The organism is uncultured Phenylobacterium sp. (assembly GCF_902826855.1).
In the GTDB taxonomy this organism is placed as follows: Bacteria; Pseudomonadota; Alphaproteobacteria; order Caulobacterales; family Caulobacteraceae; genus Phenylobacterium.
In genome coordinates this window covers 1-10,843 of sequence record NZ_CADEGK010000162.1, presented here as the reverse complement: position 1 = coordinate 10,843, position 10,843 = coordinate 1, and the positions used below count along the sequence as shown (strand labels likewise).

Here is a 10,843-nt window from a genome sequence, read left to right as displayed (position 1 = left end):
GCTCGCAGCCGGTGGCGAACCCGGCGATGGTCATCGCCCCCACCACCGCGAACGGATCCCCCTCCATCAACACCCGGTCCTTGAACGTGCCCGGCCCGGACTCGTCCGCGTTGCACACCAGGTGGTGGGGCCGCGCCGGTTGCGCCGCCACCGCCTGCCACTTCCGGCCGGTGGGGAAGGCGGCGCCGCCCCGCCCGACCAGGCCGGCATCGAGCACCTCCCGCAGCACCTCGGTCGGGCCGATGTCGAACGCCCGACGCAGCGCGGCGTACCCGCCGTGCGCCCGATAGGCGTCCAGATCGGTGGGATCGACCACATCGACCCGGCGCAGCAGCACCAGCGACGCGTCGCCCCGCTGGGCCACCTCGCGGCGCGGCGCCGCCTCCAGCCGGTGCTGCGGCGGAGCTCCCGGGGTGCTCACCAGTGCGGCCGGCGCCCGTTCGCACAGGCCGAGACACGGGCTGTCCACCACCGTCGTGTCGGGATCCGCCGCCAGCCGGGCCCGCAGCTCGGCCGAGCGTTCGCCCGCCAGCCGGCAGGAGAGATCGACGCAGACGTGGGCGACGTGCGCGGTCGGCATCGGTGCCAGCGGCAACATGGCGTAGAAGCTGGCCACGCCGTACGCCTCCGCCGGCGGCACGCCGAGCCGGCGGGCGACGTAGCCGAGGCCCTCGGGGCTGATGTGGCCCACCCGCTCCACCAGGGCCCACAGCGCGGGCAGCAACCGGTGGCGCTGCGCCCGCAGCACCGAACCGCCGCGTTCCGCCCGCAGCGCGGCGGCGCCCGCCGGCGGCCCGAGCAGGCCGTCCACGGCCGCCCGTTCGGCGGGGCTCGGTTCGATGCTGGTCAGCTTGAGGTCCATACCGTCCGGTCTGGTGGTCTGGTGGTCTGGTAGGTCGGTGGGTCGGGCTGGTGCGATGTCGGTCGCCGTAGGTCAGCCGGTGGCGGCCGCGGCGAGCTTCTCGATGCGCACCGCCGCCGCCTTGAACTCGGCGGTGCCGGAGCGCGGATCGGTCGCCTCGATGGTCAGGACGTTCACGTCGATGTCGTCGGGGAAGTGCGGGGTCATGAACACCAGGCCGGCCCGCAGGCCGGCATCGATGCGCACCGGCGCCTCGATGGCGCCGCGGCGCGACCGCACCCGGACCACCTCGCCCTCGCGCAACCCGAGGCGGGAGGCGTCCTGGGGGCCGACGTCGATCGTCTCGGCCCGCCGCAACGGCGAGGCGAACGCGCCGCTCTGCACCCCGGTGTTGTAGGAGTCGAGCCGCCGCCCCGTGGTCAGCCGCAGGGGGAACTCGTCGTCGAGTGCCTCGACCGGCGGTTCGTCGAGCACCACCGAGAACGGGGCCCGGGGGCCGCGCTCGGCCTCCTCGAGCGCCCACAGCCGACCGTGCAGGAACGACGGCTCCAGGCTGTGCTCGTCGAAGCAGGGCCACTGGATGCCCCCGAGCTCCTCCAACCGCTCGTAGGACATGCCGGCGTGGATGGGCGACACCGTGCGCAGCTCCTCCCACACCGCCGCCGCGCTGGGCACCCCGCTGAACAGCGGTCGGCCCAACGCCGCCGCCAGCTCGCACAGGATCGCCACGTCGTCCCGGGCCCCGGTGGGGGGCTCGACCGCCTTGCGCACCCGCTGCACGCGGCGTTCGCTGTTGGTCACCGTGCCCTCCGCCTCGCACCACGCCGCGGTGGCGGGCAGCACCACGTCGGCCAGCTGCGCGGTGCGGGTCAGCATGATGTCCTGCACCACCAGGTGGTCCAGCGCGGCCAGCCGTTCCAGGGCGTGGGTCGAATCGGCCTCCGACTGGGCCGGGTTCTCGCCCACCACGTACAGCGCGCCGAGCCGGCCGTCGCCCATCGCCTCGAACATGGCGGTGAGGTGCAGACCCGGCTCGGGGCGCAGCGACGCACCCCACAGTGCGCCGACGCGGGCCAGCACCTCGGGGTCGCGCAGGTCCTGGAAACCGGGCAGACGGTTCGGTATGGCGCCCATGTCACCGCCGCCCTGCACGTTGTTCTGGCCCCGCAACGGGTTGAGACCGGAGCCGTAGCGACCCACGTGCCCGCACAGCAGCGACAGGTTGATCAACGCCAGCACGTTGTCGGTGGCGTTGTGGTGCTCGGTGATGCCCAACGTCCAACACAGCTGCGCCCGGTCGGCCCTGGCGTAGGCCTCGGCCAGCTCGGCGATGGCCCACCCCGGTACGCCGGTCACGGCCTCGCCCCGTTCGAGCGTCCACTCCTCGACCGAGGCCGCGAAGGTGTCGAAACCGGCGGTGGCGCGCTCGATGAAGGCGCGGTGCTGCAGGCCGAGGTGGAGGATGTGGCGGGCCATGGTGTTGGCCAGCGCGATGTCGGAACCGACATCGGGACCCAACCACAGGTCGGCGCCCTGCGCCCTCTCGGTGCGGCGCGGGTGCACCACGACCCGCCGAGCACCCCCGCGCCCCCCGTCCAGCCCCTCGCGGCCGGCGGCGCCCATGTCGTTAAGGCCGCCTTAACCACATCAGCGGAGCTTCACCATTGTCTTCTCTGGAGACACCCACCATCACCAACTTAAGTAAAGCCCGGCGCTCGCGTCGGGCTCTTTTTCCGCCCCCTGCGGCCTCTCGACCCGAGTGCTTGCGCGGTCCCACGAGGCGGCGTATACGCGCGGCCTCTTGATGGCCTGATCCCGGATAGCTCAGTTGGTAGAGCAGTCGGCTGTTAACCGACTTGTCGCAGGTTCGAGTCCTGCTCCGGGAGCCATCAGACCTCCTCAGCCCTAGATTTCGGCGCGGCGAGCCTGGCCATGGCGGGCGCTCGCGGGTCCAACGCCTCTCCAGGTCTCGCGGCCGCACCGCCCTCTCCCGGCCTCCCCAGCGGCGCTCCGCGCGAACACCGAGGGCGCCATTGCGTCGGCTAGGGCCCGGGCGCAAGCTTCAAGGAGTGACCGAGTAGAGAGACTGCCAAAGCGCAGCGGAGGAACGTTCCAACGGAAGGAAAGCGTCGATGGAGTACGATCTCATCATCCGTGGCGGCACTGTCGTGGATGGCACGCGCCTACCCCGATACCGCGCCGACGTGGGCATAAGAGGCGGCCGGATCGTCAAGCTGGGGCGCATTCCCCAGACGGCGACGGCGACGCGGGTCCTGGACGCCGAGGGCTGCATCGTGGCGCCCGGCTTCGTCGACCTGCACACCCACTACGACGCCCAGATCCACTGGGACCCCTACTGCACCATCTCAGGCTGGCACGGCGTGACGTCGGTGGTGCTGGGCAACTGCGGCTTCGGCTTCGCGCCGGTGAAGCCCGCCGAACGCGACCGCGCGCTCCTGATGATGACCCGCACCGAGCAGATCCCCTACGAGTCGATGAAGGAAGGCATGCCCTTCACGTGGGAGACGCTGCCGGAATGGCTCGACGCCCTGCAGCGCCTGCCCAAGGGCGTGAACGTGGTCAGCTACGTGCCGGTCTCGCCGCTGATGGTCTACGTCATGGGCCTGGAAGCGGCGAAGTCGCGCCCGGCGACGCCGGCCGAGCGCAAGGAGATGCAGCGGCTGCTGAACGAGGCGATGGACGCCGGCGCCTGTGGCTTCTCGCTGCAGCGGCTGGGCGAGCATTCCCTGCAGGCCGACGTCGACGGCACCCCGATGCCGACCGACACCATGGCCGACGAGGACGTGCTGTGCCTGGCCGAGGTGCTGCGCGATCGCGACGAGGGCTTCATCCAGATCACCCAGGCCCAGGGCGGCGACCCGATGTACACCGAGGAAGGCGAGCGCAAGAACCGGGACCGCGCCTTCGTCGAACGCCTGGCCCGCACCGCCCAGCGACCGATCCTCTACAACGTGATCGCGGCCGTCGACGGCAAGCCCTGGCTGCACGAGAAGAGCCTGGAGTGGATCCACCGCTGCAACGAACAGGGCCTGCGGATCTACGCCCAGGGCTTCAACGTCCGCGCCTGGTTCAACTTCTCCATGGCCGACTGGAACCTCTACGACTGCAGCCCGGCTTGGAACGAGGCGACGCAAGGGTCGCTCGAGGAGAAGCTGGTCAAGCTGGCCGATCCGGTGCGGCGCGAGGCGATGAAGAAACAGCACCGCATGCTGCGCGCCGTCGGCGACACGGTGATGCCGGAGGCGCTGACCGTGGTCAGCGTGCCGGAGGATACGCCCGAGCTCCAGAAATACCTGGGCCGGCTGATCGCCGACATAGCCGAGGACGAGGACAAGCACGTCACCGACGCGATGCTGGACATCGCGGTGGCGGGCAAGCTGCGCGTCCTGTTCCGTTCGGGCCTGGCGACCAGCGGCGACGCCGAGATGGTCGGGCCGCTGATGAGCGATCCGTACGTCATGGCCGGAGTGTCGGATGGCGGCGCCCACACCAAGTTCTTCGCGGGAGGCTCCTACACCACCGACTACCTGACCTGGCTGGTGCGGGACGAGAAGAAAATCTCGCTCGAAGAGGCGCACTACCACCTGAGCTACCTGCCGGCCCAGGCGGCGGGCTTCGCCGACCGCGGCTTCCTGCGCGAGGGCGCGCCAGCGGACGTGGTGGTCTACGACATGGGCGCGCTGAAGCGCACGCCGGAGTGGGAGTTCGAGGTGCTGCACGACCTGCCGGCCAACGAATGGCGCGTCGTCCAGAAGGCGGAAGGCTATCGCTGGACCATCGTCAACGGCGAGGTCACCTTCGAGAACGGCGACTGCACCGGCGCGACCCCCGGCAAGCTCTTGCGCAACAACCAGATCGCCCAGAACACCTTCGCCACCGCGGCGGAGTAACCCTGCGCGCGAACCCCACGATCACGGAGTCTATCGGTCCCGCGGAGAAGCCGCGGGATGACGAGTCGAGAGGTGGGGTTCAGCGGGACATTCGGGCTGACATGGAACCAGTCCCGCCGCGCGGGCTTGATGCCCTGTGGCTGAGCTTGAGCACTACCTGGCGGCGTTTGGGCCGGTCGCGATCCTGGTGGGCGCGGGCATCGAGGGCATGACGGCCGCGATCGCGGGCGGCGTGCTGGCGCGCAAGGGGCTGATCCCGGTCTATCTGGTGGTGGGCGCCGCGGCCCTGGGCTCCACCCTCTTCGTCCAGGTGCTGCACTTCCTGGGCCGCAGTTCACGGGGCATCGGCTTCGTGCGCCGCATGAAGGCCCGGAGCGCCTTCGGCAAGGCGCTGGCGCTGATCGAGCGCCACCCGACGGTGTTCGTCCTCAGCTTCCGTTTCCTCTTCGGCCTGCGCGCCGTCGCCCCGGTCGCCGTGGGCATGAGCGACCTAGGCGCCGTGCGGTTCGCGATCCTGAACGCCATCGGCGCGGTAATCTGGGCGGCGGTCTTCGTGGCCGTGGGCTATGTGTTCGGCCCGGCCGTGCTGCACGCGCTGGAGCGGGCGATGGCGCATGCGCCAGTGGCCATTGTGGCCGTGGTCGTGGCCATCGCGGCGGGCCTCGGCATCTGGCGCTGGCGGGTGTGGAAGACTGCGGCGGGGGCTGCGAAGTAGAGCTACGGACGTGTCACCCGCCGCCGGGCAGCGGACCTTCACAACGTCGGTGGTGGGTGGGAAGCGGGCGGTGGGATCGCTCCGCGGCCTCGCTTGCCCTTAGCGATGCTGATCTTGTTCCGGCCCTGCGACGGGCAGCTCTTGGCGCTGGCGGTCTCGCCGAGTAGGCCTGCTGGACGAAGGGCGTGAGAGCGCTTTGTTGAAAGGGGAGACGTCGAATGGCGAAGCTGGCGGGCAAGGTCGCGGTGATTACCGGCGCGGCGCGGGGAATCGGGCGCTCGACTGCGGAGGTCATGGCGCGGGAGGGCGCGGCCGTCGTCCTGGCCGATCGCGACCTGGACGTCGCCGAGGCGGCCGCGCAGGAGATCGGCTCCGCAGCGGCGGCCGTCCGATTCGACGCCACCGACGCCGACTCGATCGAGGCCGTGATCGCATTCGCGTTGAAGCAGTTCGGCAAGATCGACGTGCTGCACAACAACGTCGCGATGACCGCGGAGGCCTGGTCCCGTGACACCAGCGTGCTCGATACGACGCTGGAGACCTGGGACCTTACGATGACGATCAACCTGCGCAGCATGTTCGTGGCGAGCAAGGCGGCGTTGCCTTACCTGATCGCGGGCGGCGGCGGCTCGATCATCAACATGGCCTCGGGGGCCGCCACCAGCGGCTCGCCGGGCCTGGTCGCCTATGGCACCTCGAAGGGCGGCGTGATGACGTTCACCAAGTACCTGGCCGTGCAGTACGGACGCGACAACGTTCGGAGCAACTGCATCCTGCCGGGCGTGATCCAGACCGAGCAACTGCTGAACGTCCTGGGCGACAACGTCGCGGCGGCCACCGCGACGACCCCCTATCCACGGGCCGGCCTGCCGACCGATGTCGCCGAGCTGGTCGCGTTCCTGGCGTCCGACGCGGCCCAGTTCCTGAACGGCCAGATGATCCACTGCGACGGCGGATCGTCGGCCGGCCGCGCGGGCCCAAGGCGCAATTCGCCAGCGTAGTGAGTGCATAGGCCACGCAGGCTCAAAGTCCGCACGAGGTCTGAGCCCGTGCTGGGCGTCACCGTTGGAAGCAGTCGCCATCGCTGGCGCGGTCTGACGGCGACGCCGGCGTCCGGTGCTTGCCGTCGCCAGGCCGGGCGCGGGACCTACCAGACCCCCACGTTCGGCATGGACGCCCAGGGCTCAGCCGGCGGCAGAGCCGGACCGGCTTGCAGCAGCTCCACGGAGATGTTGTCCGGTGAGCGGACGAAGGCCATGCGCCCGTCGCGCGGAGGGCGGTTGATCACCACGCCGGCGTCCTTCAGCCGCTGGCAGGTCGCGTAGATGTCATCGACGGCGTAGGCTAGATGGCCAAAGTTGCGGCCGCCCTGGTAGGCCTCGGGGTCCCAGTTGTAGGTCAGCTCCACGGTCGGCGCCCGATTCTCGCGGGCTGCGGCCTCGTCGCCGGGGGCACACAGAAACACCAGGGTGAAACGCCCACCCTCGTTCTCCACCCTGGAGACTTCCTTAAGCCCCAGCTTGTCACAATAGAAAGCCAGGGATGCGTTCAGGTCGGTCACCCGGACCATGGTGTGTAGGTATCGCAAGATGACTGTTCCTTAACTACCTAAGCTAGCTTTTACCGCGTAAGTGACTCAGGGTGGGACCCGCGCCGCGCCCCGCCCCTACTAGGATCCTGGTTCGATGCGTCAGATTAGTCAGATCCGCCAGCGTGACTGCAATTTCATTTGCGCTGGCATAACGGCGGCATCAAAAGGCGCCCAAGCCGCGTGAAGTCGGCGCAAGTGTGCCTTCGGAAATTCGGGTACGCAGATAAGACCGGGGATAGAAGCTGCAATGCGCCTGAGGCCTCAGTATTTGTTCGTCGCCGCCGTCGCTGGCGCCGTCCTCCTGTTCTTCCTGGTGGGCACGGTGTTCGGCGGGGGTGACAAGGAAGCCGAGGCGAAGGCCCCGCCGCCCGCGAGCGGGCCTCCCAGCGTGCAGGTCGCCCTGGCGCCGGAGCAGATTCGCCAGGTCCAGGTCGTCATGCGCGGCCGCACTGAGGCCGCGCGCAGCGTCGTGGTCCGCTCAGAGACCGCCGGCGTGGTCGCCGCGACCCCCGCCGCAGAGGGGGCGTTCGTGCGCAAGGGCCAGGTGCTGTGCCGGCTCACCGTCGACGCCCGACAGGCCGGGCTGGATCAGGCGCGCGCGATGTTCACGATGCGGCAGTTGCAGCGCAAGGCGGCCGCCGATCTCGCCCAGAAGGGCTATCGCTCGCCGACCCAGGTGCTGGAGGCGCAGGCCAACCTCGACGCCGCCCAGGCGCAGGTGCGCGCCGCGGAGATTTCGCTGGCGCAGGTGAGCATCACCGCGCCATTCGCCGGCGTGTTCGACCGCAGGGACGCCGAAGTTGGATCCTATCTCGCGCCGGGCCAACCCTGCGGCACCATGATCGAGCTCGACCCGCTGCTGGTCGTGGCCGACGCACCGGAGACCGAAGCCTCGAAGCTGCGCGTCGGCGCGCCGGCCCAGGCTACGCTGATCAGCGGCCAGGTCCTGAGCGGGCGGGTTCGTTACGTCGCCCGCGACTCCGATCCGCAGACGCGCACCTATCACCTCGAAATCGCGGTGCGGAACCCGGGCAACTCGGTGCGCTCCGGCCTGTCGGCGGAACTGCGCGTGGGCGCCGGGGCGGGGGCCGCACACGTGGTGCCGGTTTCATCCCTCGTGCTGGACGCGCGCGGCCGCCAGGGTGTGCGGTATATACTGTCGGATAACCGCGTCGCTTTCGCCCCGGTGACGGTGCTGGAGGAGACGCCCAACGGAATCTGGGTCTCTGGCCTCAGCGGCCCCGTTCGCGTGATCACGGTCGGGCAGTCGTTCGTCGCCGACGGCCAGAAGGTTCGCGTCGCCCAGGCCCCATAGGCCTGAGGTCACGCCACCGGCGCTCTCCGGAGCGCCGGCAACAGTAGGGATTGAGCGCTTCCGGGCGGCGAGCCGGTTTCCTTCGCCCGAAGGCGCTCAGGGAGAGAGACATGATCGGTCCGCTGATCGACGGAGCCATCAAGCGGCGCAAGGTGGTGCTGGGCGTGACGCTCATCGCCGCCCTGTTCGGCCTGTTCGCCTACCTCTCCATGCCGCGCGAATCCGAGCCGGACATCGACCTGCCCTACATCTCGGTGGTGATCCCCTACCCTGGGGTCTCGCCGGAAGACGCCGAGCGCCTGCTGGTCAAGCCGCTGGAGCTCGAACTCCAGTCGATGGAGGGGATCGAGTCGATGAACGCCGTGGCCCGGCAGGGCGCGGCCGTGGTGACGCTCGAATTCGAGGCCGACTTCGACAAGGACCAGGCGCTGCAGGACGTCCGCGCCAAGGTCGACATAGCCCGCGGCAAGTTCCCGCCGGACGCCGAAGAACCGATCATCCAGGAGCAGAACTTCTCGGGCGAGCCGGTGATCGGCATCGTGATCTCCGGTTCCGCGCCGGAGCGCGAGTTGCACCGGCTGACTGTGGCGCTGAAGGAGCGCCTGGAGGGCACCGAAGGTGTGCTCGAGGTGTTCATGGCGGGCGGCCGCGAGGAGGTGCTGGAGGTCACCATCGATCCGCTGCGGATGGAGACCTACAACGTCACCACCGGCGAGATCGCCCAGGTGATCGGCCGCAACAACCAGCTCGTGCCGGCCGGCAACCTGCGCTCCGGCGTCGGCCAGTTCGCGGTCAAGGTGCCGGGCGTCGTCGAGAAGCCGGAAGACATCCTGGCCCTGCCGATCAAGAAGGCGGGCGACCGGATCATCACCCTGGGCGACATCGGCGACGTGCGCCGCACCTTCAAGGAGGCCAGCACGATCAGCCGTTTCAACGGCCAGCCCGCCTTCATCCTGGAGGTGTCCAAGCGCGGCGGCGCCAACATCCTCGAGACCGTGCAGACCGTGAAGAAGGCGACCTTGGCGGAAGCCAAGACGTGGCCCTCCACGGTGAAGCTCGACTTCCTCTACGACGAAAGCGACTTCATCGGCCGCACGCTGGTGGTGCTGGAAAGCGGGCTGATAATGGCCAGCCTGCTGGTCATGATGATCATCGTTGCAAGCCTCGGCATCCGGCAGGGGCTGATGGTGGGCGCATCGATCCCGATCTGCTTCCTGCTGGCTTTCCTGCTCATGAACGGCCTGGGCGTCACGCTGAACATGATGGTGATGTTCGGGCTGGTGCTTGCCGTGGGGATCCTGGTCGACGGCGGCATCGTGGTGGTGGAGTACGCCGACCGCCGCATGGCCGAGGGCCTGACCAAGCAGGAGGCCTTCGCCGCGGCCGGCAAGCGGATGTTCTGGCCGGTGGCCAACGGCACCCTGACAACCCTTTGCGCCTTCGTGCCGTTCATGTTCTGGAACTCGATCGCCGGGAAGTTCATGAGCTTCCTGCCGCTGACCCTGTTCTTCGTGCTGGGCTGCTCGATTTTCGTAGCGCTGATCTTCACCCCGGCGCTGGGGTCGCTGTTCGCCCGGAAGACCGCCGTGGACGAGGCGCATCTCGCCGAGATCGCCAAGTCGGAGCACGGCGACCCGACCGAGATGCGGGGCTTCATGGGCTGGTACGCCCGCAGCCTCACGGCGATGACCCACCACCCGACCCGCACGTTCGCCGGCGGTGTCGTCATCATCTTCGCGATCATCTTCTGGTTCGGCAAAACCGACCACCGCACCGAGTTCTTCTTCAGCGACGACCCCGAGTTCGTGCAGGTGTGGGTCAAGGCGCGCGGCAACCTCTCGCCGGAGGCCCAGGACGTGCTGGTCCAGCAGGTCGAACGGCGGCTGGCCGGCATTAAGGGCGTGGAGTCGTTCTACGTCCGCTCCGGCGGCTTCAGCTCGAACGGCGGCCCCAATTCCCCGCCGAACGACACCGTGGGCGGGGTCCGCGTCGACTTTGTCGACTTCGAGGGTCGCAACGCCCTGGGGGTGACGGGATGGGATCTCGAAAAGGCCGTGCGCAAGCAGCTGGGCGAAATCCCCGGCCTCCAACTTGAGGTCCGCGGCCCACAGAACGGCCCGCCAGTGGGCAAGGACGTGCAGGTCCAGCTGCAGAGCCACGACCCGGCCGCGCTGAACGCCGCCGCGGAGCTGGTGAAGACCAAGCTGGTCCAGGACCCGGAACTCATCGAACTGGAGGACAACCGCACCTCGCCCGGCATCGAGTGGAACCTGACCGTCGATCGCGAGGCCGCCGGCCGCTACGGCGTCGACGTGCTGTCAGTGGGCCAGACCATCCAGTTCCTCACCGACGGCGTGCTGATGGGGCGGTTCCGCCCCGACGACGCCGAGGATGAGCTGGACATCCGTGTCCGCTTCCCGGCCATCGACCGCAACGTCGCGGCGCTGGA

8 protein-coding genes and 1 tRNA gene are annotated in these 10,843 nt (G+C 69.3%); 6 read left to right on the top strand and 3 right to left on the bottom strand.

The window, feature by feature from the left end:
* A partial coding sequence (locus QZV94_RS18715; protein ID WP_293680273.1) for an NAD(P)H-dependent oxidoreductase subunit E occupies positions 1–862 on the bottom strand: 862 nt, incomplete at its 3' end.
* A gap of 72 nt (positions 863–934) precedes the next feature.
* Entirely contained in the window at positions 935–2,485 is a 1,551-nt protein-coding gene (locus QZV94_RS18710) for a molybdopterin-dependent oxidoreductase (protein WP_293680271.1), read from the bottom strand.
* Between the two features lie 190 nt (positions 2,486–2,675).
* On the opposite strand from QZV94_RS18710, the gene QZV94_RS18705 reads away from it, so the two are divergent.
* From QZV94_RS18705 to QZV94_RS18690, 4 genes are all read left to right on the top strand, one after another.
* Positions 2,676–2,751 (top strand) — tRNA-Asn (locus tag QZV94_RS18705).
* Between the two features lie 243 nt (positions 2,752–2,994).
* Positions 2,995–4,773: an amidohydrolase family protein gene (locus QZV94_RS18700; RefSeq protein ID WP_293680269.1), complete on the top strand. Its 1,779-nt coding sequence runs from the start codon at positions 2,995–2,997 to the stop codon at positions 4,771–4,773.
* A gap of 136 nt (positions 4,774–4,909) precedes the next feature.
* On the top strand, positions 4,910–5,488 hold the full coding sequence (locus QZV94_RS18695; protein ID WP_293680267.1) for a DedA family protein: 579 nt from the start codon (positions 4,910–4,912) through the stop codon (positions 5,486–5,488).
* A 218-nt stretch (positions 5,489–5,706) separates the two neighbouring features.
* Positions 5,707–6,489 carry an SDR family NAD(P)-dependent oxidoreductase gene (locus QZV94_RS18690; RefSeq protein WP_293680265.1) on the top strand — a complete coding sequence of 261 codons (783 nt, stop codon included), beginning with the start codon at positions 5,707–5,709 and terminating at the stop codon, positions 6,487–6,489.
* A 146-nt stretch (positions 6,490–6,635) separates the two neighbouring features.
* On the opposite strand, the gene QZV94_RS18685 is transcribed toward QZV94_RS18690, so the two are convergent.
* Positions 6,636–7,076: a VOC family protein gene (locus QZV94_RS18685; RefSeq protein ID WP_293680263.1), complete on the bottom strand. Its 441-nt coding sequence runs from the start codon at positions 7,074–7,076 to the stop codon at positions 6,636–6,638.
* A 250-nt stretch (positions 7,077–7,326) separates the two neighbouring features.
* Between QZV94_RS18685 and QZV94_RS18680 the strand changes: the two genes are divergently transcribed.
* Positions 7,327–8,394, top strand: coding sequence for an efflux RND transporter periplasmic adaptor subunit (locus QZV94_RS18680; protein WP_293680260.1), 1,068 nt, complete (start codon positions 7,327–7,329; stop codon positions 8,392–8,394).
* A 110-nt stretch (positions 8,395–8,504) separates the two neighbouring features.
* A partial coding sequence (locus tag QZV94_RS18675) for an efflux RND transporter permease subunit (protein ID WP_293680257.1) occupies positions 8,505–10,843 on the top strand: 2,339 nt, incomplete at its 3' end.

Coding starts and splice junctions, on each gene's coding strand:
- QZV94_RS18710 (WP_293680271.1), bottom strand. CDS start 2,485: ATGGGCGCCGCCGGCCGCGAGGGGCTGGACGGGGGGCGCGGGGGTGCT.
- QZV94_RS18700 (WP_293680269.1), top strand. CDS start 2,995: ATGGAGTACGATCTCATCATCCGTGGCGGCACTGTCGTGGATGGCACG.
- QZV94_RS18690 (WP_293680265.1), top strand. CDS start 5,707: ATGGCGAAGCTGGCGGGCAAGGTCGCGGTGATTACCGGCGCGGCGCGG.
- QZV94_RS18680 (WP_293680260.1), top strand. CDS start 7,327: ATGCGCCTGAGGCCTCAGTATTTGTTCGTCGCCGCCGTCGCTGGCGCC.